We start from the raw sequence: 25,382 nt of genomic DNA, 5'->3' as shown, positions 1-25,382 counted from the left end.
CTCCTTCGTCGGGGCACGTCCGTGCCCGGTGTTCAATCGTGTTAAGTATGACAAGAAGTCACAGATGTCGCAATGGCGGATGTCCCGATCTCAGGAGAACCTCGGCGCGTTGCGGTCGGCGCTGAGCGACGCGCGCGGTGACTCCTGAGAACGGGACGTGCGGGGCCTGGTGCTCAGAGGAGTTCGACGGCGTCGCGGTAGGCGTCGAGCGCAGGGTCGGCGGGGTCGAGTTCCGTGACGAGGAGGTCGATGTCCGCCAGGGCGAAGCCGACCGCCATCGCGCGCTGTCCCAGCTTCGAGGACGCGGCGACGAGGATCGTCTCGTCGGAGGCGCGGGCGAACGCCCGCTTGACCTGCGCTTCTTCGAGGGTGACCTCCGAGCTGCCGACGGTCGGGTCGATGGCGGCGGCCGACAGGAAGAAGCGCCGGTAGAGCACCGACGACGCCGCTTGGCAGGCGATGGGGCCGATGAAGCTGTCGGTCCGCGACTCGGCTTGGCCGCCGACGAGGATCGCGGTGACCTCGCGGTTCGCGCCGGCGAGGAGGAAGTTCGGGTAGGAGTTGGTCGCCACCGTGAGGGTCGACTCGCCGAGCAGTCGACTGATGCCGCCGGCCGTGCTGGAGGCGTCGATCGCGATCGCGCCGTCCGTCGGGATGAGCGACCGGAGCTTCTCGACGATGGCGCCCTTCTCGCGGACACCCGTCGCGGACCGTTCGGTGAAGGTCCTCGGTCGCAGGGTCGGGATGGCGCCACCCCGGACGCGCCGTACCAGGCCGAGCTGCTCGAGGTCGGCGAGGTCGCGTCGCACGGTCATCGAGGACACGTCGAGCTCCGCAGCTGCGTCGTCGAGGCGGATGCTGCCGTCGCGTTCGAGGATCGCCGTCAGTCGGGTCCGTCGTTCCTCGGCGCCGAGCGTGCCGGTCGTGGCCATGCCGCCCCCTGTCCATCGGTGTCGGACGTGTCCGTTCGTGTCCGTCTCAACAGGATGTCACAGCGAGGGGAGGACATCGGTCTGGTTCACAACTCAGGAGCACCCCCGCGCGTCGGTCGAGCGACGCGGCGTGGCGTGCGCGGCGCGCCGCGAGCGTCCTGAGTTACGGACCGCCGTGCATCACGAGCGCACGGGTGATTCAGGAGGCGGCGTCGATGAGCGTCTCGGCGGCGCGACGAGCGTGCAACGCGGCCTCGGGGGAGCCGGTGATGGCGGCGGTGGTCTGGGCGCCCTCGGCGAGGATCGCGAGCTGGGGGGCGAGCGATGCCGGAGCGCCGGCGTCGGCGACGAGGCCGGCGACGTAGTCCTGGAAGGACGCCTTGTGTTCGCGGGTGATGGTGGCGACCGCCGGCGAGACGCCCCCGAGCTCCCCGAAGGCGTTGATGAACCCGCAGCCGCGGAACGAGTCGTCACTGAACCAGCCGGCCAGGTAGTCGTAGATCGCGAGGAGTCGGTCGCGGGGCGTCTCGGCGTCGTCCACGAGCGCGCTGACGCCGGAGGTCCAGAGCTCGTGTCGGCGCTCCATGACCGCGAGGACGATGTCCTCCTTGCTCGGGAACGCCGAGTACAGGCGCTTCAACGACACGCCGGCCGCCGAACGCAGTTCGTCCATGCCGACGGACTGGATGCCCTTCGCGTAGTACAGGCGGTCGGCGGCGTCGACGATGATGTCGCGCACGGAGGCCGGTGTCGAGGGTGCGGCCGCCGGGCTCCGCGACGCGATCGTCATCGTCTGTTCGCTGGTCATTCCATCAGTGTACTTGCATTGAGAACGATCGTTCCCTATGCTGATGGACACCGAAGAGAACGATCGTTCTCAAATCGGGGCGTGGAACCGGGCGACGAGTCCGGACGCCGAAGACGAAAGGAATCGAACCATGTCGTTCATCACCGTCGGAACCGAGAACAGCACCTCCGTGGAGCTCTACGTCGAGGATCACGGCAGCGGCCAGCCCGTCGTCCTCATCCACGGCTACCCCCTCGACGGCTCCTCGTGGGAGAAGCAGACCGCGGCGCTCCTCGACGCCGGCTACCGCGTCATCACCTACGACCGCCGCGGCTTCGGCAAGTCCTCCAAGCCCACCGAGGGCTACGACTACGACACCTTCGCCGCCGACCTCAAGGCCGTCGTCGACGGGCTCGACCTCCACGACGCGGTCCTCGTCGGCTTCTCGATGGGCACCGGCGAGGTCGGTCGCTACCTCGGCACCTACGGCTCGGAGCGCGTCGCGAAGGCCGTCTTCCTCGGATCGCTCGAGCCCTACCTGCTGCAGACCGACGACAACCCGACGGGTGTCCCGCAGGACGTGTTCGACGGGCTCCTCGAGGCCGTCACCGACGACCGCTACGCGTTCTTCACGAGCTTCTTCGAGAACTTCTTCAACACGGACGAGAACCTCGGCTCGCGCCTGAGCGAGGAGGCGCTGCGGGCAAACACGCAGCTCGCCTACAACGCGTCGCCGTACGCCTCGGTCGCTGCGCAGCCGACCTGGCTGACCGACTTCCGGGCCGACGTCGCGAAGATCGACGTCCCGTCGCTCATCGTGCACGGCACCGGCGACCGCGTCCTGCCGATCGACTCCACCGGTCGCGTGTTCGCCAAGGCGCTGCCCTCCGCCGAGTACGTCGAGATCGAGGGCGCGCCGCACGGCATGCTCTGGACCCACTACCGGGAGGTCAACGAGCAGCTGCTCGCCTTCCTCGCGAAGTAGTCGGCTCTGTCGGTTCGCAATTCAGGTCCGTTCCGGCGCGTCGGCGAACTCGGCCGGCGCGCCCGGGGTGACACGCCGCGCGCGTCCTGAGTTGTGAACGTCCGGATGTGGAGGAAGCCCCGCGACCGGGATGGTCGCGGGGCTTCCTCGTGCTCGGGTGTGCCTACGCGCCCCAGCTCGCCTGGGTCCCGCCGACGCGCTCCTCGGCGATCTGCTGCTGGTAGCCCGAGGCCAGGTAGGCGCTGAACGGGTCGGCCGACAGACCGCGGCTCTCGCGCCAGGCGGCGAGCGGTCCGCGGACGTCGGTGTAGAACGCGTCCATGAGGATGCCGTTCGCGCCGAGGACGTCACCGGCCTCCTGTGCCGCGGTCAGTGCGCCGCGGTCGACGAGCAGTGCGCGCGCGGTCATCTCCTGCACGTTCAGCACCGAGCGGATCTGACCGGGGATCTTGTCCTCCACGTTGTGGCACTGGTCGAGCATGAACGCGACCGGCGAGTCGTCGTCGAGGCCGCCGCCGCGGACGACCTCGTAGAGGATCCGGAACAGCTGGAACGGGTCGGCTGCACCGACGATGAGGTCGTCGTCGGCGTAGAAGCGCGAGTTGAAGTCGAACGAGCCGAGTTTCCCGAGGCGCAGGAGCTGGGCGACGATGAACTCGATGTTCGTGCCAGGCGCGTGGTGGCCGGTGTCGAGGCAGACGAGGGCCTGGTCGCCGAGCTGGGCCACCTGGGCGTAGGACGTTCCCCAGTCGGGGACATCGGTGTGATAGAACGCCGGCTCGAAGAACTTGTACTCGAGCACGAGTCGCTGCTCCTCGCCGAGGCGGGCGTAGATCTGCTGGAGCGAGTCGGCCAGGCGGTCCTGCCTGCCGCGGATGTCCTGCTGGCCCGGGTAGTTACTGCCGTCGGCGAGCCAGATCTTGAGGTCCTGCGAGCCGGTCGCGTGCATGACGTCGATGCAGGCGAAGTGGTGGTCGATCGCCTTCTGACGGATCGCCGGGTTGCTGTGGGTCAGGCTGCCGAACTTGTAGTCCTCATCCTGGAAGGTGTTCGAGTTGATCGTGCCGAGCGCGACGCCGTGGTCCTCGGCGTAGCGACGGAGTGCGCTGAAGTCGTCCACGAGGTCCCACGGGATGTGGAGTGCGACCTTCGGCGCGAGGGCCGTGAACTCGTGCACCTTGGCGGCGTCGGCGATCTTCTCCTCCGGCGTCCGCGGGGTGCCGGGCGTCGTGAACACCTTGAAGCGGGTGCCGGAGTTGCCGAACGCCCAGGAGGGGAGTTCGATGGCCTGCTTCTCGAGCAGCGGGGTGATGGTGTCGAAACTGGTCATGGTCACTTCTCTGTGCGTGTTCCGGTGGTCTGGGGCGCGCTCACGGCGCTGGTTGCAGCATACGTGAATCGTTTCAACGTCGCTACTCGCGGAGGGCGGCGAGCTGATCTTCGAGGTGGAACACCTCGGCGAGCTGGAGGAAGCCCTGGTCCGGCGGGAGGTCGAGATCGACGAAGAACTCACCCATCTCCGCCTGCCAGCGCGCGTTGACCTCGGTCTCGGCCATGCCGGCCTGGGCCGCCTCGAGCGATTCCGTCTCGAAGTACCCGATGAGGAGGCCGTCGTCGCGGACGAAGAGGGAGTAGTTGTGCCAGCCGGTGTCGGCGAGGGCCTGCAGCATGTCCGGCCAGACGGCGGCATGTCGGTCGCGGTACTCCGCGAGGCGTTCGGGTTTGACCTGGAGCTGGAAGCACACGCGGTGCAGGGGTCGGGCACTCGTCATCGAGGCGTACCTTTCGGTTCGGTTCACGGATACTCTGAATCGATTCAGAGGATCGCAAGCAGCGTATCCGGGCGATCGGCCGCGGGTCAACGGACCGACTGCCCGGATGTCTGAAGGTCTGGACAGGGTGCATCGACCGTTCGACGGTCAGGGCGCGCCCGTCGTCCGCGCCGATCACCCCTGGACACCTCGGAGCGAACTCCCTAGCGTGGACCCATGGCTGCCGATGACGCGCCACCCGATGCACCCACGATCGACGGTTCCGACGGTTCGGAGGAGACGACCGTCGCATCGGAGAGCCCGCGCTGGCGTCGCGACGTCGCGGTGTTCCTGTCCGGCCAGACGGTCTCGCTGTTCGGCTCGATGCTCGTGCAGTACGCGATCATGTGGCACCTCACGCTCGAGATGAAGTCCGGTGTCGTGCTCGCGTTCGCCGCCGTCGCGGGGTTCCTGCCGCAGGCGATCGTGTCGATCTTCGGCGGGGTGTGGGCCGACCGCATGAACCGCAAACTGCTCATCATCGCGGCCGACGGCTCGATCGCCATCACGACCCTCGCGCTCGCGATCTTCCTCATCAACGGCGCCGCCGACCTCTGGCTCATCTTCCTCACGCTCGCGATCCGCTCGGTCGGCGCGGGCATCCAGATGCCGGCCGTCTCCGCGCTCATCCCGCAGATCACGCCGACCGACAAGCTCATGCGGGTCAACGGCATCAACGGCTCCATCCAGTCGGCCATGATGCTCGTCGCCCCGGCTGCGGCCGGCGCGCTGTACGCGAGTGCGTCGCTCGTCGCGATCTTCTTCGTCGACGTCGTCACGGCCGCGGTCGGGATCGGTCTGCTGCTGCTCGTACCGGTGCGGACGCTCGTGCGGTCGGGCGAGCGCCCCGGCTACTTCGCCGACCTCACCGAGGGCGTGCGCTACGTCTGGCACCACGGCTTCGTGCGCTGGCTGCTCATCCTCTTCGCGATCGTGTTCCTGCTGATCGTCGCGCCGTCCTACCTCACGCCGCTCATGATCGCCCGCTCCTTCGGCGACGAGGTGTGGATGCTCACCGTGAACGAACTCGCCTTCAGCGTCGGCATGGTCGGCGGCGGAGCGATCATCGCGATCTGGGGCGGCACCAAGAACCGCGTGCTCCTCATCGTCGGGTCCTCGGTGGTGTTCGGGGCGCTGTCCATCGGGCTCGGACTCTCGACCAACCTCTGGGTCTTCTTCGGCTTCATGTTCCTGCTCGGGATCGCGGTGCCGTTCTTCTCGACGACGTCGATGACGCTGCTGCAGGAGCGCGTCCAACCGGAGCGGCAGGGTCGCGTGTTCGGGTTCGTCGGCATCGTCATGGCAGTGTCGATGCCGCTCGGGATGATCGTGTTCGGACCGCTCGCCGACGTCGTGTCCGTCGAAGTGCTCCTCGTCGTCGCCGGCGTGCTCACCTTCGTGGTGCTCGCCGTCGCCGTGCTCGTACCGTCCGGGCGGCGGGCGATGGCCGAGGTGACGAAGCAGCCGTGATCCGCTCCGGTCGTCCGATCAGGGGAGCTGCGCCGAGTAGCCCTCGCGGTAGGTGGGGTAACGGTAGGTGAATCCGGTGTCGCGGAGGACGGCTGCCATGATGCGCTTGCCGCGGTGCGGCTCTTCCGGCGTGCGACCGGCGTCGTCGAGCGCCGGGGGAGCGACGCCGAGTCGATCGGCGAGGAAGTCGGCCACCGTCGACAGCAGGACCGGCTCCTCGTCGATGCCCGCCACGACCGGCGGGATTGATGCCGCCGACAGGTCGAGCAGGTGCACGATCACGCCCGCGGCGTCGTCGCGGTGGATGCGATTGGTCCAGCCGGAGGGCCGGGTGACACGGCCGTCGCGGACCTGGTCGACGAACATCGTGGACGTCGGACCGTAGAGGCCGCCGAAGCGGATGGCGCTCGCCTCGGGCACGGCGGCGAGGACGGCCTCCTCCGCGGCGAGCAGCGCGCGTGCGGTGCCGGTGGTCGGGACGGCCGGCGTGGTGTCGTCGATCGTCTCCCCGCCGTCCTCGCCCCACACCGCGGTCGACGACACGAACAGGATGCGAGGCGGGGTGCCGGGGAGTGCGGCGACCGCGCTCACGAGATGTCCGACACCGTCGCGGTAGAGGGCGTCATAGGCCTCGACCGAGCGTGCCCGGGGCGCAAGGGCCACCACGATCGCCGTCGTGTCCACAGGGAGATCGGGGGCGGAGGTCGTGAGGTCGCGGAGCTGGAGGGTGAAGCGCCCCTTGACCGACTCGCGCGCCGGGTTCGGCTCAGGGATCGGGTTCGACTCGGGCGCCGTGCGCTTCACGCCGACGACGTTCTCGCCTCGGGCCAGGAGCCTCCCGGCGACGTCCGAGCCGAGCTGTCCGAGTCCCACGATCACGACGGTCATCGCTCCACCGTACCCGGCGCCAGGGGTGAGAATGGTGGGATGAGTGCTGCGGGGGAGTTCATCGACGCGGCGCTCCAATACGAGGGCGACGGCTACCGCGCAGCGGACGTCGCCGAGCGGCTCGGCGACGGGCTCCGGTCCTACGGTTCCTCCGTCGGGGCCGTGCGCGGCACGGTGCGCGACGCCCTCCGGAAGTTCCGCGGACTGGAGCACGACGAGCTGGCAGCCCTCGCCTCGGAGCTGTGGGCCGTGCCGGTCTTCGAGCGTCGGCTCGCCGCGATCGTCCTCCTGCAGTCGAGCGTCGCGGTACTCAGGCACACCGACCTGACGAGGATCGAAGGCTTCGTCCGCGCCGGTCGGGTTCCCCAGCTCGCCGACCCGCTGGCCACCGACGTCATCGGACCGCTCCTGGAACGCCTCGACGGGACGGCCCGAGCCAAGGCCGAGACCGTCCTCGACCGGTGGATGCAGGGCGAGCCCTGGTTGCGACGGGCGGCACTACTCGCCCCGATCCGCGAGCTCGGTGCGGGTGGTGGCGATGTCGATCGTGCCACCCGTCGGCTCGCCGTCGCCCTGGACGGGTTGCAGCGGCCGGCGCCGATCGCCGTCGTCGAGCCCGCTGTGGAGCGTCTTCGCGCCGTGCTCTGATCCGTCCGGTCGCGACTGCCCTTCGACAGGCTCAGGGACCGGGTTGGGCTCAGGGGCCGACGGCGCCTCATACCTGGCGGAAGTCGATCCCCAGCAGGCTCGCCGCAGCCCGGTAGTCCGCCGCCCGGTGTCCGAGCGACAGCGACCAGTGGTGACCGATACCGGTCGCGCTCCACTCGTCCACCCAGACACCCGGGTCACGCCCGAAGTCGACACGGCTCGTCGTGTTGCCGATCGCGAGCAGCGGGCCGGGGACGACCTCGCCCTCCGACGCGACGAAGGCGAGCGAGCCGTCGCGGTCCTGCCCCAACCCGAGCAGCGTGACCGGCCCGTGCCGCACGTCGAACTCGACGCTCACACCCCAGCCGCGCTTGCCGTGATAGACCCCGAGGCCGCGCAGCAGCGGGTCGCGGGAGCTGACGGCGAGGTGCGCCGGACCGTCGTGCCCCATCTCGACGACCTCGTCCTCGAAGTCCAGCGCCTGGATCTCGCAGAACGACCCACCGGCGCCGACGACCTGGGTCGCGAGCTGTGCGACCGTGGTCCGCAGCTCGTACTCGCCGGTCGTGGGGATGCCGCGAGCGGTGAGGAGGGACGCGCCGAGGATCATGCCGGCGCCGAGTCGCTCGTGCTGTTCGCCGTCGCGACCGCGGTGGTAGTAGGCGAGGCTGTCGAGCGCGAACTCGTCGACGAGCCGGTCGAGCCCGACCGACACCTTCGCTCCCCACGCGAAGTCGTCCTCGACCACCGTGTCGTCGAGGGTGAAGATCTCCCGGGCGAGGGCCATGCGGTCGGCGACCTCGGCGTCGGTCACCTCGTCGACGAGGACGCGGAGGTCGTCGAACTCCAGGACCTCGACGTGCGAACCGAAGGTGGTCGGCAGCAGGGTGAGGTCGGTGGAGACGTCGAGCATGCCGGGGTAGACGTGCCCCATGAGGCCGTGGCGGGCGTGGCGGATGGCTGCGCGGACGTGCGCCGCCCGGATCCACTGCGAGATCCGGTCCCACGCCGACTCCTGACGCAGCCAGCCCGACACCGAGCGGAACGGGATGCCCGCCCGACGGAAGACGTTGCCGACCTCGGGTACCGGGCACTGCCCGCAGTAGGCGAGCCAGGCACCGGTGTCGAAGCTCGCGTGGTCCATCCGCTCGGTCGGCTGCAGGTCGATGACGAGGACCGGGGTGTTCGCGCGCTGGGCGATCGGCAGGACCATCGAGGAGGTGAGGTAGGTGGTGAGGAACAGGACGATGAGGTCGCAGTCGCCCTGTCGGAGCTGTTCCGCCGCGGCGTCGCCCTCCTGCGCGTCCGAGATGAAGCCGACGTCGACGACCTCGGCGTCCATCTGCTGGAAGCGTTCCGAGACGTACCGGGCCGACGCCTGGAGCTGGGGGAGCAACTCCGGGAACTGCGGCCAGTAGGTGCCGAGGCCGCCGGCGACGAGGCCGATGCGGGGCTTCCGCCGTGCCTTCGGGGTGAGGAGCGGGTGGACGGCTGCTGCAGTGTGGGTCATCGTCGATCCTTGGTGGGTGCGGGTACGGGGTATTTAATCGATTAAATACTGCTGACGACTGTACCCGGGCGTCACCGCCGCGTCCAGCCTCGCCGCTGCTCAGGCCGGCAGGGGAGCGGACTCGCGGACGACGAGATGCGGCTCGAGCGTCCGGGTGACGTGCTCGTGCGCCGCGCGGTCGGTGCCCAGCTCGGCCAGGAGGATCTCGACGGCCACGCGCCCGAGTTCGTCCTTCGGCTGCTCGACCGTGGTGAGCGGCACCCGCCCGTCGGCCGCGAGCGCGAGATCGCCGTAACCGACCACGGACACCTCGTCGGGCACCGCCAAACCACCGTCGTTCAGCCCCCTGATGACGCCGAGCGCGAGCTGGTCGTTTGTGCAGAACACACCGGTCGGACGCGGTGTCTGCCCAGCGATCCGACGACCGGCGATGCGCCCCGCGTCGACGGTCATCTCGTCCACGGTGACCTCGCGGAGGTCGTCGGGGTCGAGACCGGCCGCGATGAACGCGTTCCGGGCACCCTCGCGTCGGTCGGCGCACTGCGGGATCGCCAGGTCGCCGTTCACGAGCACGATCGACCCGTCGGACGCCGGGGTGGGACTGGCGAGCAGGTGGGCGACCGCCAGCTCTCCGCCGTGCACGTCGTCGATCGCGACGGAGCAGCCGGTGCCCTCGGGGGCGGTGCGGTCCATGAGCACGAGGCGGCTACCGACCCGTCGTAGCTGGGCCAGTCGGGAGGCGTCGGCGGTCAGCGGAGCGACGAGCGCACCGGCCGCCCGGTGCTCGGCGAGCATCTCGAAGTGTCGGAGTTCGAGGTCCGGGTCGTCATGGCTCACGCAGAGCGCGACCGTGTAGCCGTGTTCGGCCGCGGCCTCGGTGACCCCACGGGCGATCGCCGAGTAGAACGGGTTCGCGATGTCGGGGATGACGAGACCGATGAGCCGGTTCGTGCCCTGCCGCAGGGTGGCGGCGGCACGGTTGGGGACGAAGTCGAGTTCCTCGATCGCGGCGAGGACGCGGTCGCGGGTGGCGGGGGCGACGATCTCGGGGCGGTTGAGCGTGTTGGAGACGGTCGCGTTCGAGACGCCGGCGAGTCTGGCGACGGCGGCGAACCCGATGTCGTGCTTCGCCATGCTGCCCTCCGCTTCCACTCCGAGCGTACCCGGCGCGACCCTCGTCCCGTTCTCAGGACTCCTTCGGCGTGGTGGGGCGATCTCCACCCGACACGCCGCGGAAGTCCTGAGAACGGGACGGAGGCGACCGCTACGGGAGGGTGTGGCCCGCGGCGGTGAAGAGGCGGTACCACTCCTCGCGCGACAGCGTCACGTCGGAACCTGCGGCAGCTTCCTGGACGCGCGACGGCTTGGTGGTGCCGAGCACGACCTGGATGTTCGCGGGGTGACGGGTGATCCACGCGGTCGCGATGCCGGAGGGCGTCACGCCGTGTGCGGCTGCGAGCTCGTCGAGCACGTCGTTCAGCTCCGCGTAGTGCTCGCGGTCGCCGATGAAGACGCCCGTGAAGAAGCCGGCCTGGAACGGCGACCACGCCTGCAGGGTCATGCCGGTCAGGCGGCTGTAGTCGAGCATCCCGTTGTCGCGGTCGATCGACTGGTCGAGGCCGGCCATGTTCGCGGCGACGCCCGACGCGATGATCGGGGCGTGGGTGATGCTCAGCTGCACCTGGTTGACGATGAGCGGCTGCTCGACGGAGCCCTTCAGCAGCTCGACCTGCGCCGGCGTGTGGTTCGAGACGCCGAAGTTCCGGACCTTGCCTGCGGCCTGCAGGGTGTCGAACGCCGACGCGACCTCCTCCGGCTCGACGAGGCTGTCGGGGCGGTGCAGGAGCAGGAGGTCGAGGTAGTCCGTCTTCAGGGCGGCGAGGGACTCGTCGACGGTGCGGAGGATGTGCCCTTCCGAGAAGTCGAAGAAGCCCTTGCGGATGCCGACCTTCGACTGGATGAGCACCTGCTCGCGCTCGGCGGCGGTGAGGGTGACGGCGTCGCCGAAGCGACGCTCGCACCCGTGACGCTCCGAGCCGTAGATGTCGGCGTGGTCGAACACGGTGACGCCGGCGTCTCGTGCGGTGTGGAACAGGGTGCGGATGGCCTCGTCGTCGAGGGCCTCGATCCGCATGAGGCCGAGGACGATGCTGGACGCGGTCAGGTCGGTCTGGGGCAGGGGGATGGTCTTCATCCGACCATCCTGGCCGAACCCGCCGGTGGTCTGCCTAGGATTGACGACATGTTCGTGTTGTCGTTGCTGCTCATCGTCCTCACGATCATCGCGCTCATCGACGTGGTGGGGCAGCCCGAGCCCGTCGTGCGCAACCTGCCCAAGATCGTGTGGGTGCTGCTCATCGTCTTCATCCCGCTCATCGGCGTCGCCCTGTGGTTCCTGCTCGGCAAGGACTGGTCGACGAGCCGGATCAAGCTCCCCGAACGCCGGGGCCGGAAGCAGTCGCGGACGTCCGGCTCGTGGGGTTCGGGTCGAGGGTCCTCGTCGACCGCGACGCCCTCGCCGTCGCAGCCCGACCGCGCCGTCAGCAGCACGGAGGAGCAGCTCGCCGCCCTCGAGCGCGAGATCCAGGCCGCCGAGGACGCCGAGCGTATCCGCAAGCTCGAGCTGGAGATGAAGCGCGCCGATCCTGACGCCGACGACAAACTGCCCTGACTCAGGAGTCCGTCGGCGCGTCGACCGGGTGTGGTCGCGGCACGCCGAGGAGTTCCTGAGACAGGGCAGTCGGGTGTGACTGGGTGACTCCTAGAAGTCGTACTTGTCGATGTTCGACGCGTCGAAGGTGGTCGGCGGGCCGACGATGACGGTGCCGTCGGCGCCGACCTCGCGCTCACCGAGGTCGCCGGCATCGAAGGTGTCGCCCTCCTTGCCGGTGATCGTGCCCTCCGCCAGTGCCTTGCCGGCGAACGCTGCGACGTAGCCGAGCTGAGCCGGGTCCCACAGCGCGAACGCGGTGACGGTGCCGTCCTTCACGAACGGACGCATCTCGTTCGGGAGGCCGAGGCCGGTCAGTGCGACCTTGCCCTTGTACTCCGAGGTGGAGAGGTAGCGGGCGGTCGCGGCGATGCCGACCGTCGTGGGCGAGATGATGCCCTTGAGGTTCGGGTGCGCCTGGAGCAGACCCTGGGCCTCCTGGAACGACTTCGTGTCGTCGTCGTCACCGTAGACCTTGGCGACGAGCTTGATGTCCTTGTAGTCCGGGTTGGAGGCGAGCTCCTCCTCCATGTACTTGATCCACTCGTTCTGGTTCGTCGCGTTGGCCGTGGCCGAGAGGATCGCGATCTCGCCCGAGCCGCCGATCTGCTCCGAGATGAGCTTCGTCTGGATCAGGGCGACGTCCTTGGCGACGACCTGGGAGATGAAGACGTCGCGGCAGTCCTTGCTGGTGTCGGAGTCGAACGCGACGATCTTCGCGCCGCCGTCACGGGCCTCCTTGAGGGCGGGGCAGACGGCGTCGGGGTCGTTCGCCGCGATGACGATGACGTTCGTGCCGGCCTGGGTCTCGGCGTTGATGAACGACACCTGGCTGGACGCGCTCGCCTCGAGCGGGCCGACGACCTCGGTGGCGCTGAAGCCGGCCGCCTTCGCGCCGTCCTTGCCGCCGCCGAGCACGACGTCCGTGTACGGGTTGTTGAGCTGCTTGGGGATGAAGGTGATGCTCTCCGCGGCACCGCCGCCACCACCTGATCCGGCGGAGTCGCCGGTGGCGCACCCCGTCGCGATGAGGGCGAGGGAGGCTGCTGCGGCGATGAGGGCCGCTGCGCGACGGGCCGAACGGCCTGCTGCGCGGTTTCGAATCGACTGCATTGTCTGTTCCTTTCTGGATACGCCTGGTGCTGTGGCGTGGGGTGCCCCGAGGGCTGCGCCGATCGGGAGATCAGTGCTGGGGCAGGCTGCGTCGGATCCGTCGGTGGTGGTTCCACTGCTTGACGGATTCGAAGATACTGGGGCCGACCACCGAGGCGATCAGCAGGGTCCCGGTCACGATGATGAGGACGACGTCGGAGACGCGGCCGAGTCGGAGCGCGTAGTTGATGGTGCCGATGAGCAGCACACCCGCGACGACACCCGGGATGGACCCCTTGCCGCCGAAGATCGAGACGCCGCCGAGGAGCACGGCCGCGATGACGGCGAGTTCGAGCCCGGAGGCGTTGTCGCTGCGGGCGCTCGAGTAGCGGAGCGTCCAGAACACCCCCGCGAGGGCGGAGACACCGCCGGTCGCGACGTAGAGCCAGAACTTCGAGCGGGCGACCTTGATGCCGACGAAGCTCGCGGCCTCCGTGCTGTACCCGAGCGCGTACAGCCCGCGGCCGAAGGGGGTCAGGTGCAGGACGACCCCGAAGGCGAGCACGACGACGAGGACCCCGACCATGACCACGGGGATGCCGGTCGAGCCGATCTTCGACGTGAAGAACGCGGTGAGCTCGGGCGGGAAGTTGGCGACCGCGTTGTCGCCGATGACGACGAGCGCGAGGCCGCGGAACAGCGCGAGCGTGCCGATCGTCACCGCGAGCGACGGGAGTCCGACCACCGCGATGAGGAAGCCGTTGAACGCGCCGGCGACGACTCCGACGAGCAGCCCGATGAGGAGGACGACCCCGATGTCCATCCCGCCGCCGGCCCACAGCACACCGATGACCCCGCTGGTGAGGCCCGCGGTGCTTGCGACGGACAGGTCGATCTCGCCCGTGATGATGACGAGCGTCATCGGCATCGCGATGAGGAGGATCGGTATGACGTCGAGGAGGAGGAAGCCCACGGTGACGGGGGAGGCGAACCGCGGGATGAGCAGGCAGGCGCCGATGACGACGACGAGCAGCGCGTAGATCATGATCGCGTCGCGACCGAGGAGGATGCGCGAGGCACCGGTGCGGCCCTTCGGTTCGGCCACGAGCACGCCGGTGGTGTCGGTGCCGAGCGGGCCGGAGCCCTTGGTGAACGGAGCCTTCGGGGCTGCCGGGGTCTTCAGATCAGACATCGCGTGCCTCGCTCATTCGCAGTTTCTTGGCCGTACGGAGGCTGGCGACGCGGTCGATGATGATCGCGGCCAGGATGAGGATGCCCACGATCGCCTGTTGCCAGAACTTGTCGACGCGCAGGGCGGTGAGGGCGCTCGTGATGGTGGTGAGGAGGATCGCGCCGATCGCGGCCCCGGCGACCGAGCCGCTGCCGCCGAAGATCGCGACACCACCGACCACGGCCGCCGCGACGACGTCGAGCTCCATACCGGACCCGGTGGTCGCGCCGACCGAGTTGAAGCGCGAGGCGTAGAGCACACCGGCGAGTCCGGCGAGCAGGCCGTTCGCCAGGAAGGCGAGGAAGACGCGGCGGCCGACCGGGATGCCGAACAGCTTCGCGGCGTCGGGGTCCGACCCGATCGCGTAGAGGTCGCGGCCGGAACGGGCGCCGGCCATGTAGACGGCGACGACGACCACGACGAGGATCGCGATGAGGGTGATGACCGGGAAGCCGAGGACGGTGTCGACGGACAGGTTCCCGAACGCGTCGGGTCGGTCGTCCGCGAAGTACTGTGTGCCACCGGCCCACGCGTTGTTCAGGCCTCGGTAGATGTAGAGCGTGCCCAGGGTGATGACGAGGGCGGGGACCTTCGCGATCGTGACGAGCGCACCGTTGATCGCGCCGAGCACCGCACCGAGCAGCATGGCGATGGCGAACACCGCGATGATCGGCAGCTGCGGCATCGTCGCGAACATCGTGCCGGTCGCGAAGGCCACGAGCCCCAGGATCGAGCCGACGGACAGGTCGACGTTGCGGGTGATGATGACGAGCGCCTGACCGACGGCGAGGATGATCATGATCGTCGCGTTGAGGAGGAGGTCCTTCACCCCCTGTGCCGACAGGAACAGCGGGTTCGCGAGGTAAGTCACGAGCACGAGCACGACGAGGGCGACGGTGACCGGGAGCTCCCGGAGTCGCACGATCGACGTGATCGGGTTCGTCGTGCGCTCGGTCGCGACGGTGACGGGGCGGCCGCCTCCCGGCTTGGTGGTGGTGTCGGTCATCGTGCGCCTTCCAGGGAACCGGTGGCCGCGTGCATCACGGTCTCCGGGGTCGCTTCTTCGCGGGTGAGCTCGGCGGTGATTCGGCCCTCGTGCATGACGAGGACGCGGTCGGCCATGCCGAGGACCTCGGGCAGTTCGGAGGAGATCATGAGGATCGCGATGCCGCGGCCGGCGAGTTCGGAGATGAGGCGGTGCACCTCGCTCTTCGTGCCGACGTCGATGCCGCGGGTGGGCTCGTCGACGATAAGGAAGGTCGGCTCGGTGGCGAGCCACTTCGCGAGGACGACCTTCTGCTGGTTGCCGCCGGAGAGGGTGGAGACCGCGTACTCCTGCGAGCCGGTCTTCACCTGGAGGCGGGCCGACCACTCCTCGGCCGCCTCGCGTTCGCGGCGGCCGGAGATGATCCCGAACCGCGCGAGCCGGTGGCGGAGGGTGAGGGTCGCGTTGCGGGCGACCGACAGGTCCATCACGAGCCCCTGCTTGCGACGGTCCTCCGGGACGAAACCCATGCCGGCGTCGATCGCGGCCTGCGGGTCGCCGGCCTTCACCGGCTTGCCGTCGAGCGTGACGCGTCCGGTGTCGTAGGGGTCGATGCCGAAGACGGCGCGGGCGACCTCGGTGCGCCCGGCGCCGACGAGTCCCGCGAGGGCGACGATCTCACCCGAGCGCACCGTGAACGAGATGTCGGAGAAGACGCCGGCGCGCGACAGCCCGTCCACGGTGAGGACCGCGTCGCCGATCTCCGCGTCCTGCTTGGGGAAGAGGGCGGCGATGTCGCGACCGACCATCTGCCGGACGATCGCGTCGACGGAGGTATCGTTCGTGACGTGCGTGGCGATGTAGCGGCCGTCGCGCATGACCGTGATGCGGTCGCACAGCGCGAAGACCTCCTCGAAGCGGTGGGAGATGAACATGATGCCGGCGCCCGCGTCGCGCAGGGAGCGGGCGACCTGGAAGAGGCGGTCGACCTCGACGCCGGAGAGCGCGGCGGTCGGTTCGTCCATGATGAGGACCTTGGCGTCGAGCGAGATGGCCTTCGCGATCTCGATGATCTGCTGGTCGGCGATCGACAGGCCCTCGGCGACGCGGTCGGGGTCGATCTGGACGCCGAGGCGGTCGAACAGGGCGCGGGCGGCCTTCCGCATGGCGCCAGTGCTGATGAGTCCGAGGCCGTTCTTCGGCTGGCGGCCGATGAAGATGTTCTCGGCGACGGTGAGGTCGGGGAACAGGGTCGGCTCCTGGTAGATCACGGAGATGCCCGCGGCCTTGCTGTCGGCGACGCTGCGGAAGGCGACGGGCTTCCCGGCGAGGGTGAAGTCGCCGGCATCTGGGGTGTAGAGCCCGGCGAGGATCTTCACGAGCGTGGACTTCCCGGCGCCGTTCTCGCCGACGAGCGCGTGGATCTCGCCGGCCTCGATCTGGATGGTGCCGTCGGCCAGGGCGACGACGGGGCCGAAGGTCTTGGCGGCTCCGATGAGGGAGAGCGCCGGCTGGGCGCTGCGCCCGGCAGGTTCGGTGCGCGCCGGTTGCGCTGGATGGTCGATCGTCATTGAGGGTCCGTTCCTCCACGGTGAGGGGCTCGCTCCCGGCGGGATGTGAATCGATTCAGGGTCGGGAGCACCTGCACTGTATGGCCGCCGGATCGCGGGCGGCAAGGCGAAGCGGTCGTTCCTGACAGGACCTTCAGAAACGGCGCCCCGGTCGGCTCGCCTAGGCTGTGGATGCTCGATGGCGAAGGAGGACGACCGTGCGGATCCTCGTCGTCGATGACGAACGCGAGATGGCTGGCCTCCTGTCCCGCGGTCTCGGGTCGGACGGCCACGACGTGACGACGGCGTTCGACGGCCCGACCGCGCTGGACCTCGCGCGGCAGGCGATCGCGCCGGTGTCCGGTGGCGACGCGGGCTTCCAGGTCGCGGTCGTCGACGTCATGCTCCCCGGGCTCTCCGGATTCGCCGTCTGCCGCGAGCTCAAAGGCCTCGACCCGACGCTCGCGGTGATCCTGCTCACGGCGCGCGACGCCGTGGACGACCGGGTCCGCGGGCTCGACGCCGGAGCCGACGACTACATGATCAAGCCGTTCGCCTTCGCCGAGCTCGCCGCCCGGATCCGCGCGGTCCGGCGTCGGGACGCGCTCACCGTACAGCCCCGCTTGGACGTCGGTGGCCTGACGCTCGACCTGCACCGGCACCGGGCACGCGTCGGCGACCACGACGTGCCGCTGAGCGGGACCGAGTTCGACGTCCTCCGGGTGCTCGCGACCGATCCGGGCGTCGTCGTCTCCCGGGCGGCCATGCTGCGGGAGGTCTGGGAGACCTTCGACAACATCGACCCGAACGTCGTCGACCAGTACATCAGCCGCCTCCGTCGCAAACTCGACCTGGCGGAGGCGGGCGTCCGCATCGTGACGAGCCGCGGCGTGGGGTTCTCGCTCGTCGCCGCAGGGAGCTGAGGGCGTGTCGTCGGACCGTCGTCGCTCGACGCGGCACCACGGCATCCGCACGCGGATCGCCGGGGGCAGTCTGCTCATCGCCGTCGTCGTATCGCTCTTCGCCGGGCACGCGATCAACGCCCAGCTGGAGCGCATCGTCCGCGACGGCACCGTCCAGGCGCTCCGCAGTGACGGCGCACAATACGTGTTCGCGCTGCAGGCGAGACCCGACGACCCGCTCCAGGGGCCCGGCCTCGGCACCCGTATCGCGGTCATCGCCCCCGACGGCTCCATCCCGGTCTTCAGCCTGCCGACGACGCTCGCCGCGCAACTCCCGGCGCTCGCCGCGACGCGGGAGGTCACCACCGTCGACGCCGGTTCAGCCGCCTACATCCTGTTGTCACAGCCCGTGACCGTCGGTGGCGACACCTGGTACGTCATCGCCGGACGCGACGAGGCCGAGGAGACGACCGTCCTCGTCCAGATGCGCCTCCTGCTCGTCGGGTCCTTCGCGCTCCTCGTCCTCGGTGTCGCGGCCGGCGGGTGGATCCTGACGACGGTGTCGCTCCGGCCCGTCACGCGGCTCCGGGTGAGTGCGCAGAGCCTCAGCGAGCGGTCGACGGACGAGGTGCTGCCGGTCGGCCGTGCGGACGACGAGATCGCGCAGCTCGCGATCACCCTCAACGACCTGATCGAGCGGCTGCGGGCCTCGGCGGACCGCGAACGACAGCTCGTGTCCGACGCGAGTCACGAGCTCCGCACGCCGCTCGCGATCCTCCGCACCCAGCTCGAACTCGCGCGCCTCGAGGACTCGTCGCGTGAGCAACTGCTCGCCGACATCGAGGGGGCGGAGCGCAGTGCGACGCGGCTGTCGGCGCTCGTCACCTCGCTGCTCGAGCTGTCCCGCATCGAGGCGGCGACGCCGGAGGAGCGGACGAGCGCGGCCAGGTTGGAGGCCGACGTGCTCGAGGCGGTCGAGCGCGCGCGGTTCCGGGTCGCCTCGGACGACGCGCTGGCCGGGATCGAGGTCGAATACGTGAGCGCGATCGCTGAGAGCGGGCCGGGGGAGGGTGCGGCGGTGTACGCCGTGCGCGCCGACGATGTCGGTCGGGTCGTCGACAACCTCGCGGGGAACGCGCTGCAGGCCTTCACCGAGCGCGGGGGCGCTCCGCGCCGGGTGTCGGTCATGCTCGACGACGACGGCGGTCAGCTCACGCTCCGGGTGTCGGACAACGCCGGAGGACTCGACCCGGCCTTCGAACCGCGGGCGCTCGAGCGGTTCAGCCGGTCGGATGCGACGCGGTCCTCCGGGCACGGTTCCGGGCTCGGGCTCGCGATCGTCGCCGCCATCGCGCGCAACGCGGGTGGGGCGATCGTGCTGCACAACCGACCCGGCCACGGTCTCGAGGTCGTCGTCACCCTGCCCACCGCGTCGGCCCTGCCGGTCGATCCCGCCTGATCGTCGCCCCGTTCTCAGGAGTCGCCCGGTGTGTCGGGGGCGGGCGGGGCGCCGCGCCCGGGAACTCCTGAGTTGGGGACGGCGGCGGGCGGGTGACCCGTTCTCAGGACTCGCCCGGTGTGTCGGGTTGGGGTGGGTGCGGCGCGCCGGGGGAGTCCTGAGTTGGGGACGGCGGCGGGCGGGTGACCCGTTCTCAGGACTCGCCAGGTGTGTCGGGTTGGGGTGGGTGCGGCGCGCCGGGGGAGTCCTGAGTTGGGGACGGCGGCGGGCGGGTGACAGCGGGCTGCACGGGCGCGCGAAGGCGCTGCGTGCAACAATGAGCCAGCCCGTCCGGCGTCGCCTGGCGGGTCCGACAGGCGAAGGGGAGCCGTGAGCGCGAGCGTGAAGGACGTCGCGGCGAGAGCCGGCGTCTCGGTCGGGACCGTCTCCAACGTGCTGAACCGCCCCGAGAAGGTCTCGCCCGTCACCGTCGACCGCGTCCACGCGGCGATCGACGAGCTCGGCTTCGTGCGGAACGACGCGGCCCGCCAGCTCCGGGCCGGTCGCAGCCGCAGTGTCGGCCTCGTCGTGCTCGACGTCGGCAACCCGTTCTTCACCGACGTCGCCCGCGGTGCCGAGGACCGGGCCGATGCGGAGGGGTGGTCGGTCCTGCTCGGAAACAGCGACGAGAGCATCGACCGCGAGCGCGCCTACCTCGACCTCTTCGAGGAGCAGCGGGTCGCCGGCGTCCTCATCACTCCGCTCGGCGACGACCTCAACCGGCTCAGCCGGCTGCGCGACCGCGGGACGCCGACGGTCCTCGTCGATCGGCAGACCGATGACACGAGCTTCTCATCGGTCGCCGTCGACGACGTCGCGGGCGGGCGGCTCGCGGTCGAGCACCTCATCGGACTCGGTCGGCGTCGTATCGCGGTCGTGGGTGGTCCGTCCTCGCTCCGGCAGGTCGTCGACCGGCTCGCCGGTGCGCGTCAGGCGGTCGATGCAGCCGCGGCCGGTGGTGCCGAGGTCACCCTCGAGGTCGTGGAGACCACCGCGTTGACGGTGCTGCAGGGCCGTTCCGCGGGCGAGACCATTCGGAACCGTCCTCGTGACGACTGGCCCGACGCGGTGTTCGCGGCCAACGACCTCCTCGCGATGGGGGTCCTGCAGGCGTTCAGCATGCTCGGTTCGGTGCGCGTGCCGGACGACATCGCCCTGATCGGATACGACGACATCGACTTCGCGTCGGCGGCGGTCGTCCCGCTGTCGTCGATCCGTCAGCCGAGCGCACTCATCGGCCACACCGCCGTCGAGCTCCTGCTCCGTGAGGCGGACGCGGGCGCTCGACGCGTGCCCGAGCAGATCGTCTTCCAGCCGGAACTCGTCGTCCGGCAGTCGACGGTCGGCGTCGACCCGTCCTGAGTCCGGTGTCGTCCTGCGTCATGCCAGGTGGTCGGGGACCCACGGGTCGATGAGGTGGAGGCCGACACCGACGAAGTCGCGCGTGTTCCGCGTCGCGAGAGCGGCGTCGGAGGATCTCGCGATGGCCGCGATGATCGCATCCTGAGGTCCGATGGGGTTGCCGGAGCGGCGTCGCGTCGTCATGAGCTCCGCGTAGTCGAGCGCGGCTTCCGCAGAGAAGGGGAGGACGCGTCCTGCGAAGTCGGCGTCGAGTACGGTCGCCACGGCCCCGACGAGCGCCGATCGGCGAGCGCCTGCAGGGAGGCGCAGGGCTCCTTCGAGGAGCTCGGCAGCGGTCATCGCGGTGAGGTGGAGGTCGGCCTCGTCCTGCCGGTCGAGCCACCGGGCAACCGTGGGGTCGGGCCGTGGCCTGAACAGTTCGGAGACGACGTTCGTGTCGAGGATGATCACCTCGGGGCCGGGTCGTCCGCGTCGGCGCTCGCGGCATCGTCGAACGGATTCGGTCGGGTGGTCGTGGTGCGGTCGGGCAGTTCGATGACGAGTTCACCGTCGAGGTGGAGGTCGACGAAGCGCTGATGGATACGCTCCGCCAGCCCCGGTCGGTCGCTGTCGGCGGCCGAGGCGGCGCGGAGATCCTCAGCCGTCGTCGTCCTGACGGCCGCAGCGAGGATCGCCCGGATCTCCGCCTCCATCGATCGTCCGTGCAAGGCGCCGAGCTGTTGCAGACCGCGTTTCGTGTCCTCATCGAGATTTCGGACGGTCACCGTGGGCATGTCGTCACCTCTCATGGGAAGGAATTGCTAGCACAATGCTAGCAAATCGGCGATTCGGGCTTCATCGGTCCTCCACAGGCTGCGCCAAGCGGAGGATCCTCTCAGGGACGTCCACGTAGGGTGGCCGTTTCGCCTCCCTCGGATCGGGCAACCGGTCGACCGCGGTCATCGAGGGGCGGCTCCGCCGAGGCGATGCTGCACCCACCGAGCATGAACCGAGCGCGCCCCCGACGCGACCGAGACCCAGGACGGTACCCCGTACATGACCAGCACCACCCCTGCGCGCGCCCTCGAGCGCCGCGACCCGAACACTCCCGCCGTAACCCCCGCCCGGACCGGCGGCCGCCACGTGGCCCTCAGCCCACGAGCCGCCCGTCGCGCGGCTCGACTCGAGGACGCCAGCTGGACCGCCTCCGCCGAGGAGGAGCGACGTCACGTCGACCTCGTGCCCACCAAGCGGCCCTCGGCCCCACGCGCCAAGAGCTCGTTCGCGAAGCGCGCCAAGCCGTTCGCCACGTTCGGCGTGATGACGCTCGCCACCGGGCTCTTCGTGTCGGTGTCGCTGCCGGCGGCCGCTGCGGGCGTCGACGTCGATGCGGCGACCGGTGGCGCGATCCCGTCTGCAGCGACGATGCAGTCGGTGTCGTACTCCGTGCCGTCGACCGCAGCCGATGTGCCCTTCGTGCGCGACGGCTACGGCGCAACCAGCCAGGAGGAGGTCGACGCCGCCTCGGCCGCCGCTGCAGCTGCTGCTGCCGAGGCGGCCGCGAGTGCATCCGCCGCCTCCTCGTCGTCCGCGTCGGCTTCGGCGGGACGCACCTACGCGGCTCCAGCCGTCGCCCGATCCGGCGAGGCGATCCTCGCTTACGCGGCGCAGTTCGTCGGCGTCGTCCCCTACGGCAACGGCAACGACCCGTCCGACAGCTTCGCCTGCGACGGCTACGTGCAGTATGTCTTCGCGGCGTTCGGTGTGTCCCTGCCTCGCGGCGCCGGTGCGCAGGCCGCGTCGGGCGTGCAGATCTCGGCGTCGGAGGCCGTCGCCGGTGACCTGCTCTACTGGCCGGAAGGTCACATCGCGATCTACGACGGCGCGGGCGGCATGTACGACTCTCCCGACTGGGGTCGCTACGTCCAGCACCGTCTGTCGATCTGGGGCGACCCGGTCTACATCCGCATCCCGTAGACCGAGCGCTGAGTCGCCCGGAACGGTGCGTTTTCACCGTAAATATGCACGGTTCCGGGCAACTCAACCGGAGCGGCGGATACCGTGGAGCGATGAGCGACACACGCAGCTTCGAGACCTCCCTCGGCACGATCCTCGGTCGGGTCGACGGCGCGGTGGTTCGGGCTCGCGGCATCCCGTACGCCCGCGCGGGACGCTTCGAGGTGCCGGTGCCGACCGGTCTTCCCGTCGGCGCCGACGGCGATCCGGTGCCGTTCCGGGCCTTCGAGCGGGCGCCGGCCTCACCGCAGCGTTCCTCCCGGGTGCTCGAGGCCGTTCTCGAGGGTGCTGGCGAGGGGATGGTCGACTCGGAGGACTGCCAGGCGCTCTCGATCACGGTCCCTGCCGACATGCGCCCGGACGAGTCGCTGCCGGTGATGGTGTGGATCCACGGCGGGGCCTACGTCACGGGTGCTGGCGACCTCGACGTCTACGATCCGATCAGCCTGGTCGTCGAGCAGCGGGTCATCGTGGTGTCGGTCACGTACCGGCTCGGGATCCTCGGCTTCCTCGGTGACGGCGAGACGCTGACGGCGAACCTCGGCCTGCTGGACCTCGTCCTCGCGCTCCGGTGGGTCCACGAGCACATCGCTGCGTTCGGCGGCGACCCGGGGTCGGTCACGCTCTTCGGGCAGTCAGCGGGCGGCGATGCGATCGCGCACCTCATGATCAGCGACGGCACCGCGGGGCTCTTCCAGCGCGCCATCGTCCAGAGCGCGCCGCTCGGCATCAGCAGTGGGCGGGCGAAGATGGCGAACGCGATGATGCGGGCGGCCGGCAGCCCGACGCGGGACACCCCGGTGGTCGAGTTGCTCGCGCTCGAAGAGCAGGTGGAGCGGGCGGCGCGACGGTTCGGACTTCGCGGAGGCATGGCGTTCGGCACTCAATACGGTCACGCACCGCTCCCGGCGGAGGCCGACCGCGACGCTGCCTGGCGGGAAGCCGCCTCGCGCATCGACGTCCTCATCGGCTCGACGACGGAGGAGACGCGGCTGTACGTGCCGCTCATCCCGGCCTTCGCCCGCATGACCTCGATGCCGCTCGTCGGTGATCCGATCCGGCGGGCGCTCGTCGGCGCGACGACGCACGTGACCTATACGCGCGACGCCCGGAAGTTCGTCGAACGCCATCGGGCGTCCGGCGGTCGGGCCACGCGGTACGAGCTCAGCTGGGCGCCGCCCGGCAGTCCCTACGGGGCGTCGCACGTGACGGACCTGCCCCTGCTCCTCGGCACCGAACGGTCGTGGAGCCGGACGGCGCTCATCGGCTCGGCGACGTGGGCCGAGGTCGACCGTCGTGGCCGCTTCCTGCGTCAGATGTGGGCCGATTTCGCGCGTGACGGGGTTCTGGCCGCAGACGCGACCGCGGGCTTGAGTGACGTGGTCACGCTCGACCGCTGAGCGTGGCCGGGTGCGTGGACTCTTCGTCGGCGACCAGCGCCAAGCACGCGCGGGCGTGCGCTCGTGCTTCGGTCGGCGTCGGCGCAGCGGACAAGCTGAGCAGCCTGCGTCGATGCGGTTCGCCGAGGAGCAGGGTGTAGAGCTGTTCCGCCCGCTCGCCGACGTGGTCGGCGAGGAACGCGATCGAGCGGGCCGGGCCGGCGGCGTAGAAGCCGGCGGCGACCTCGGGGAAGCGCGGAGACTCCGCGATCACGAGCCGGTGCAGCGCGATCGAGACGTCCGAGTGCAGCGCGATGACGAGTCGTGTCGCCGCGTCCTCGAGGGGTTCGGCTTCGGAGCCTGGCTCGTCGGCCGCGAGGAGATACCCGTGCTGCCGTTCGACCGCCGCCGTCAGCATGCCGGCGAGATCGCCGAACCAGGCGTAGATCGTCCGCTTCGTCACGCCCGCGTCGGCGGCGATCGCCTCGATCGTCGTCCCGCCGTACCCGTGCTCGGTGAACCGGCGGATGGCGGCGTCGAGGATCGCGTCGCGCCGTCGGTCACGTTCGGCTGCCGTCGGGCGACCACGTCTCGATTCCATGCTCTAATGATACGGTAACGTCTCATTAAAGGGAGAGGGTGGAGATGACGAAGATCCTGCATGTCGCGATCGTCGACGATTGGGAGGCCAGTCGGCCGTTCGGCGAGTACGAGGTGTCGACTCGAGCCGTACCGTTCGTCGACGCCGGCTTCGTCCACGCGACGACCGCCGACCGACTGCCCGAGGTGCTCGAGCGGGTCTACGGGTCGCTCCAGCTGCCGCTCGTGCTCATCGTGCTCGATGTGGAGGAGCTGCAGGCGTCCGGCATCGAGGTGGTTCTGGAACCGGAACCGCGCGTGCTCGCACCCCTCCCGACCGCCGGGCCGGCCGTCGTCACCGAGCTGCCGCTGGAGCGAGACGGCTCGGGTGCCTGGCAGCCGCCGCAGACGTTGCCCTAACCTTCAGGCGCCGCGCGTGGTCAGCCGAGGAGGGCGCGGAGGTCGGCGAGGACGTCGTCGAGCAGTTCGGTGAACGATCTCGTCTCGTCGTCGGCGATCCAGGCGGCGAAGGCCAGGTGGAAGGCAGCGGAACCGCTCTGCGCTGCGAGTGCTGCGGGTACGGGGGCGACGCCCTTTGCGATGAGTGCGGTCGTGAGGGCGTCGGTGAGCGAGCTGCGCTTGAGCGACTCGCGTTCCATCAGTGCTGCGCTGGAGTCGACGATCCGCTGGCGTGCGCGGGACCACGGGCGCCGTTCGTCCGCGAAGAACGCCGCGCCCCCGTGGAGTGCGGCCTCGACGAGTGTCATCGGCGCCGTGGCTTCGGATGCGAGGAGGGCGTCCAGGAACCGCGCCTGATAGTCGTCCTGGTTCGTGAACAGCACCTCGCGCTTGTCGGTGAAGTAGCGGAAGAAGGTGCGCTCGGTGACACCGACGGCTGCGGCGATGTCGCTCACCGTGACGGCCTCGAATCCATGCGTCCCGAAGAGTTCGATGGCGGCCAGCTTGAGCCGCCCCTCGGTATCCGCTTGCCAACGAGCCATGGATCCATCTTAGCGATGACAGTGGCTGACATCAGGTGCTAGAGTGATGTCATTCACTGACATGAAA

The 25,382-nt window shown here is 69.8% G+C and carries 26 protein-coding genes; 10 read left to right on the top strand and 16 right to left on the bottom strand.

The window, feature by feature from the left end:
- Positions 1-173 precede the first annotated feature (173 nt).
- Both ACQG07_RS16285 and ACQG07_RS16280 read right to left on the bottom strand, forming a co-directional pair.
- Positions 174-932 carry a DeoR/GlpR family DNA-binding transcription regulator gene (locus ACQG07_RS16285; RefSeq protein WP_426738824.1) on the bottom strand — a complete coding sequence of 253 codons (759 nt, stop codon included), beginning with the start codon at positions 930-932 and terminating at the stop codon, positions 174-176.
- Positions 933-1,131: 199 nt separating this feature from the next.
- Positions 1,132-1,722, bottom strand: a complete 591-nt coding sequence (locus ACQG07_RS16280; RefSeq protein ID WP_426738888.1) for a TetR/AcrR family transcriptional regulator — start codon at positions 1,720-1,722, stop codon at positions 1,132-1,134.
- 148 nt (positions 1,723-1,870) lie between these two features.
- Between ACQG07_RS16280 and ACQG07_RS16275 the strand changes: the two genes are divergently transcribed.
- Complete coding sequence (locus ACQG07_RS16275; RefSeq protein ID WP_274500148.1) at positions 1,871-2,704, top strand: alpha/beta fold hydrolase; 834 nt, start codon at positions 1,871-1,873, stop codon at positions 2,702-2,704.
- 163 nt (positions 2,705-2,867) lie between these two features.
- On the opposite strand, the gene rhaI is transcribed toward ACQG07_RS16275, so the two are convergent.
- Both rhaI and ACQG07_RS16265 read right to left on the bottom strand, forming a co-directional pair.
- Positions 2,868-4,034, bottom strand: coding sequence for an L-rhamnose isomerase (rhaI, locus tag ACQG07_RS16270; RefSeq protein WP_426738823.1), 1,167 nt, complete (start codon positions 4,032-4,034; stop codon positions 2,868-2,870).
- 82 nt (positions 4,035-4,116) lie between these two features.
- A complete protein-coding gene (locus ACQG07_RS16265) occupies positions 4,117-4,476 on the bottom strand; it encodes an L-rhamnose mutarotase (protein WP_426738822.1) in 360 nt (119 codons plus the stop codon).
- Between the two features lie 216 nt (positions 4,477-4,692).
- Between ACQG07_RS16265 and ACQG07_RS16260 the strand changes: the two genes are divergently transcribed.
- Positions 4,693-5,985 carry an MFS transporter gene (locus ACQG07_RS16260; RefSeq protein WP_426738821.1) on the top strand — a complete coding sequence of 431 codons (1,293 nt, stop codon included), beginning with the start codon at positions 4,693-4,695 and terminating at the stop codon, positions 5,983-5,985.
- 18 nt (positions 5,986-6,003) lie between these two features.
- Here ACQG07_RS16260 and ACQG07_RS16255 read toward each other — a convergent pair whose 3' ends face one another.
- Entirely contained in the window at positions 6,004-6,873 is an 870-nt protein-coding gene (locus ACQG07_RS16255) for an NAD-dependent epimerase/dehydratase family protein (RefSeq protein ID WP_426738820.1), read from the bottom strand.
- Positions 6,874-6,912: 39 nt separating this feature from the next.
- Between ACQG07_RS16255 and ACQG07_RS16250 the strand changes: the two genes are divergently transcribed.
- Positions 6,913-7,521: a DNA alkylation repair protein gene (locus tag ACQG07_RS16250; RefSeq protein WP_426738819.1), complete on the top strand. Its 609-nt coding sequence runs from the start codon at positions 6,913-6,915 to the stop codon at positions 7,519-7,521.
- Between the two features lie 67 nt (positions 7,522-7,588).
- Here ACQG07_RS16250 and ACQG07_RS16245 read toward each other — a convergent pair whose 3' ends face one another.
- The 3 genes from ACQG07_RS16245 to ACQG07_RS16235 form a co-directional block, all read right to left on the bottom strand.
- Positions 7,589-9,031: an arabinose isomerase gene (locus tag ACQG07_RS16245; RefSeq protein WP_426738818.1), complete on the bottom strand. Its 1,443-nt coding sequence runs from the start codon at positions 9,029-9,031 to the stop codon at positions 7,589-7,591.
- A gap of 99 nt (positions 9,032-9,130) precedes the next feature.
- Positions 9,131-10,165, bottom strand: coding sequence for a LacI family DNA-binding transcriptional regulator (locus tag ACQG07_RS16240; RefSeq protein WP_426738817.1), 1,035 nt, complete (start codon positions 10,163-10,165; stop codon positions 9,131-9,133).
- 130 nt (positions 10,166-10,295) lie between these two features.
- The gene (locus ACQG07_RS16235) at positions 10,296-11,225 is read right to left on the bottom strand and encodes an aldo/keto reductase (RefSeq protein ID WP_426738816.1); all 930 of its coding nucleotides are present in this window, start codon (positions 11,223-11,225) and stop codon (positions 10,296-10,298) included.
- A gap of 48 nt (positions 11,226-11,273) precedes the next feature.
- On the opposite strand from ACQG07_RS16235, the gene ACQG07_RS16230 reads away from it, so the two are divergent.
- A complete protein-coding gene (locus ACQG07_RS16230) occupies positions 11,274-11,702 on the top strand; it encodes a PLD nuclease N-terminal domain-containing protein (RefSeq protein ID WP_124767614.1) in 429 nt (142 codons plus the stop codon).
- Between the two features lie 90 nt (positions 11,703-11,792).
- On the opposite strand, the gene rhaS is transcribed toward ACQG07_RS16230, so the two are convergent.
- The 4 genes from rhaS to ACQG07_RS16210 all read right to left on the bottom strand — a co-directional run bounded on the left by rhaS (position 11,793) and on the right by ACQG07_RS16210 (position 16,620).
- Entirely contained in the window at positions 11,793-12,854 is a 1,062-nt protein-coding gene (gene rhaS, locus ACQG07_RS16225) for a rhamnose ABC transporter substrate-binding protein (protein WP_274500157.1), read from the bottom strand.
- A gap of 70 nt (positions 12,855-12,924) precedes the next feature.
- Complete coding sequence (locus tag ACQG07_RS16220) at positions 12,925-14,025, bottom strand: ABC transporter permease (protein WP_426738815.1); 1,101 nt, start codon at positions 14,023-14,025, stop codon at positions 12,925-12,927.
- Positions 14,018-15,070 (bottom strand): ABC transporter permease, encoded by a 1,053-nt coding sequence (locus ACQG07_RS16215; RefSeq protein ID WP_426738814.1) that lies wholly within the window; start codon positions 15,068-15,070, stop codon positions 14,018-14,020. Before ACQG07_RS16215 ends, ACQG07_RS16220 begins: the two co-directional genes overlap by 8 nt.
- A complete protein-coding gene (locus ACQG07_RS16210) occupies positions 15,067-16,620 on the bottom strand; it encodes a sugar ABC transporter ATP-binding protein (RefSeq protein ID WP_426738813.1) in 1,554 nt (517 codons plus the stop codon). The genes ACQG07_RS16215 and ACQG07_RS16210 overlap by 4 nt, the downstream gene beginning before the upstream one ends.
- A gap of 197 nt (positions 16,621-16,817) precedes the next feature.
- Between ACQG07_RS16210 and ACQG07_RS16205 the strand changes: the two genes are divergently transcribed.
- From ACQG07_RS16205 to ACQG07_RS16195, 3 genes are all read left to right on the top strand, one after another.
- Positions 16,818-17,522 carry a response regulator transcription factor gene (locus tag ACQG07_RS16205; protein ID WP_079706411.1) on the top strand — a complete coding sequence of 235 codons (705 nt, stop codon included), beginning with the start codon at positions 16,818-16,820 and terminating at the stop codon, positions 17,520-17,522.
- A gap of 4 nt (positions 17,523-17,526) precedes the next feature.
- Positions 17,527-18,960, top strand: a complete 1,434-nt coding sequence (locus ACQG07_RS16200; RefSeq protein ID WP_426738812.1) for a sensor histidine kinase — start codon at positions 17,527-17,529, stop codon at positions 18,958-18,960.
- Between the two features lie 369 nt (positions 18,961-19,329).
- Complete coding sequence (locus ACQG07_RS16195; RefSeq protein WP_192006500.1) at positions 19,330-20,361, top strand: substrate-binding domain-containing protein; 1,032 nt, start codon at positions 19,330-19,332, stop codon at positions 20,359-20,361.
- Between the two features lie 18 nt (positions 20,362-20,379).
- On the opposite strand, the gene ACQG07_RS16190 is transcribed toward ACQG07_RS16195, so the two are convergent.
- Both ACQG07_RS16190 and ACQG07_RS16185 read right to left on the bottom strand, forming a co-directional pair.
- Positions 20,380-20,811 carry a type II toxin-antitoxin system VapC family toxin gene (locus ACQG07_RS16190; protein WP_426738811.1) on the bottom strand — a complete coding sequence of 144 codons (432 nt, stop codon included), beginning with the start codon at positions 20,809-20,811 and terminating at the stop codon, positions 20,380-20,382.
- Entirely contained in the window at positions 20,808-21,134 is a 327-nt protein-coding gene (locus tag ACQG07_RS16185) for a FitA-like ribbon-helix-helix domain-containing protein (protein ID WP_426738810.1), read from the bottom strand. Before ACQG07_RS16185 ends, ACQG07_RS16190 begins: the two co-directional genes overlap by 4 nt.
- A gap of 262 nt (positions 21,135-21,396) precedes the next feature.
- Here ACQG07_RS16185 and ACQG07_RS16180 point away from each other — a divergent pair, with 262 nt between their 5' ends.
- Positions 21,397-22,317 carry a C40 family peptidase gene (locus ACQG07_RS16180; protein ID WP_137244178.1) on the top strand — a complete coding sequence of 307 codons (921 nt, stop codon included), beginning with the start codon at positions 21,397-21,399 and terminating at the stop codon, positions 22,315-22,317.
- A 92-nt stretch (positions 22,318-22,409) separates the two neighbouring features.
- The gene (locus tag ACQG07_RS16175) at positions 22,410-23,756 is read left to right on the top strand and encodes a carboxylesterase family protein (protein WP_426738809.1); all 1,347 of its coding nucleotides are present in this window, start codon (positions 22,410-22,412) and stop codon (positions 23,754-23,756) included.
- On the opposite strand, the gene ACQG07_RS16170 is transcribed toward ACQG07_RS16175, so the two are convergent.
- Positions 23,740-24,336, bottom strand: a complete 597-nt coding sequence (locus tag ACQG07_RS16170; protein WP_426738808.1) for a TetR/AcrR family transcriptional regulator — start codon at positions 24,334-24,336, stop codon at positions 23,740-23,742. The two genes, ACQG07_RS16175 and ACQG07_RS16170, sit on opposite strands and share 17 nt — an antisense overlap.
- A gap of 44 nt (positions 24,337-24,380) precedes the next feature.
- On the opposite strand from ACQG07_RS16170, the gene ACQG07_RS16165 reads away from it, so the two are divergent.
- Positions 24,381-24,734 carry a DUF952 domain-containing protein gene (locus ACQG07_RS16165; RefSeq protein WP_426738807.1) on the top strand — a complete coding sequence of 118 codons (354 nt, stop codon included), beginning with the start codon at positions 24,381-24,383 and terminating at the stop codon, positions 24,732-24,734.
- A gap of 20 nt (positions 24,735-24,754) precedes the next feature.
- On the opposite strand, the gene ACQG07_RS16160 is transcribed toward ACQG07_RS16165, so the two are convergent.
- A complete protein-coding gene (locus ACQG07_RS16160) occupies positions 24,755-25,315 on the bottom strand; it encodes a TetR family transcriptional regulator (RefSeq protein WP_191941998.1) in 561 nt (186 codons plus the stop codon).
- Between the last annotated feature and the right edge of the window lie 67 nt (positions 25,316-25,382).

The organism is Plantibacter sp. 2H11-2, assembly GCF_050031945.1.
Classification (GTDB): Bacteria; Actinomycetota; Actinomycetes; order Actinomycetales; family Microbacteriaceae; genus Plantibacter; species Plantibacter auratus.
This window is presented reverse-complemented; position numbering and strand designations above follow the sequence as displayed.

What these genes read in the sequence shown, in the direction of transcription:
- ACQG07_RS16285 (WP_426738824.1), bottom strand. Translation starts at nt 932, where the DNA reads ATGGCCACGACCGGCACGCTCGGCGCCGAGGAACGACGGACCCGACTG.
- ACQG07_RS16280 (WP_426738888.1), bottom strand. Translation starts at nt 1,722, where the DNA reads ATGACGATCGCGTCGCGGAGCCCGGCGGCCGCACCCTCGACACCGGCC.
- ACQG07_RS16275 (WP_274500148.1), top strand. Translation starts at nt 1,871, where the DNA reads ATGTCGTTCATCACCGTCGGAACCGAGAACAGCACCTCCGTGGAGCTC.
- rhaI (WP_426738823.1), bottom strand. Translation starts at nt 4,034, where the DNA reads ATGACCAGTTTCGACACCATCACCCCGCTGCTCGAGAAGCAGGCCATC.
- ACQG07_RS16265 (WP_426738822.1), bottom strand. Translation starts at nt 4,476, where the DNA reads ATGACGAGTGCCCGACCCCTGCACCGCGTGTGCTTCCAGCTCCAGGTC.
- ACQG07_RS16260 (WP_426738821.1), top strand. Translation starts at nt 4,693, where the DNA reads ATGGCTGCCGATGACGCGCCACCCGATGCACCCACGATCGACGGTTCC.
- ACQG07_RS16255 (WP_426738820.1), bottom strand. Translation starts at nt 6,873, where the DNA reads ATGACCGTCGTGATCGTGGGACTCGGACAGCTCGGCTCGGACGTCGCC.
- ACQG07_RS16250 (WP_426738819.1), top strand. Translation starts at nt 6,913, where the DNA reads ATGAGTGCTGCGGGGGAGTTCATCGACGCGGCGCTCCAATACGAGGGC.
- ACQG07_RS16245 (WP_426738818.1), bottom strand. Translation starts at nt 9,031, where the DNA reads ATGACCCACACTGCAGCAGCCGTCCACCCGCTCCTCACCCCGAAGGCA.
- ACQG07_RS16240 (WP_426738817.1), bottom strand. Translation starts at nt 10,165, where the DNA reads ATGGCGAAGCACGACATCGGGTTCGCCGCCGTCGCCAGACTCGCCGGC.
- ACQG07_RS16235 (WP_426738816.1), bottom strand. Translation starts at nt 11,225, where the DNA reads ATGAAGACCATCCCCCTGCCCCAGACCGACCTGACCGCGTCCAGCATC.
- ACQG07_RS16230 (WP_124767614.1), top strand. Translation starts at nt 11,274, where the DNA reads ATGTTCGTGTTGTCGTTGCTGCTCATCGTCCTCACGATCATCGCGCTC.
- rhaS (WP_274500157.1), bottom strand. Translation starts at nt 12,854, where the DNA reads ATGCAGTCGATTCGAAACCGCGCAGCAGGCCGTTCGGCCCGTCGCGCA.
- ACQG07_RS16220 (WP_426738815.1), bottom strand. Translation starts at nt 14,025, where the DNA reads ATGTCTGATCTGAAGACCCCGGCAGCCCCGAAGGCTCCGTTCACCAAG.
- ACQG07_RS16215 (WP_426738814.1), bottom strand. Translation starts at nt 15,070, where the DNA reads ATGACCGACACCACCACCAAGCCGGGAGGCGGCCGCCCCGTCACCGTC.
- ACQG07_RS16210 (WP_426738813.1), bottom strand. Translation starts at nt 16,620, where the DNA reads ATGACGATCGACCATCCAGCGCAACCGGCGCGCACCGAACCTGCCGGG.
- ACQG07_RS16185 (WP_426738810.1), bottom strand. Translation starts at nt 21,134, where the DNA reads ATGCCCACGGTGACCGTCCGAAATCTCGATGAGGACACGAAACGCGGT.
- ACQG07_RS16180 (WP_137244178.1), top strand. Translation starts at nt 21,397, where the DNA reads ATGACCAGCACCACCCCTGCGCGCGCCCTCGAGCGCCGCGACCCGAAC.
- ACQG07_RS16175 (WP_426738809.1), top strand. Translation starts at nt 22,410, where the DNA reads ATGAGCGACACACGCAGCTTCGAGACCTCCCTCGGCACGATCCTCGGT.
- ACQG07_RS16170 (WP_426738808.1), bottom strand. Translation starts at nt 24,336, where the DNA reads ATGGAATCGAGACGTGGTCGCCCGACGGCAGCCGAACGTGACCGACGG.
- ACQG07_RS16165 (WP_426738807.1), top strand. Translation starts at nt 24,381, where the DNA reads ATGACGAAGATCCTGCATGTCGCGATCGTCGACGATTGGGAGGCCAGT.
- ACQG07_RS16160 (WP_191941998.1), bottom strand. Translation starts at nt 25,315, where the DNA reads ATGGCTCGTTGGCAAGCGGATACCGAGGGGCGGCTCAAGCTGGCCGCC.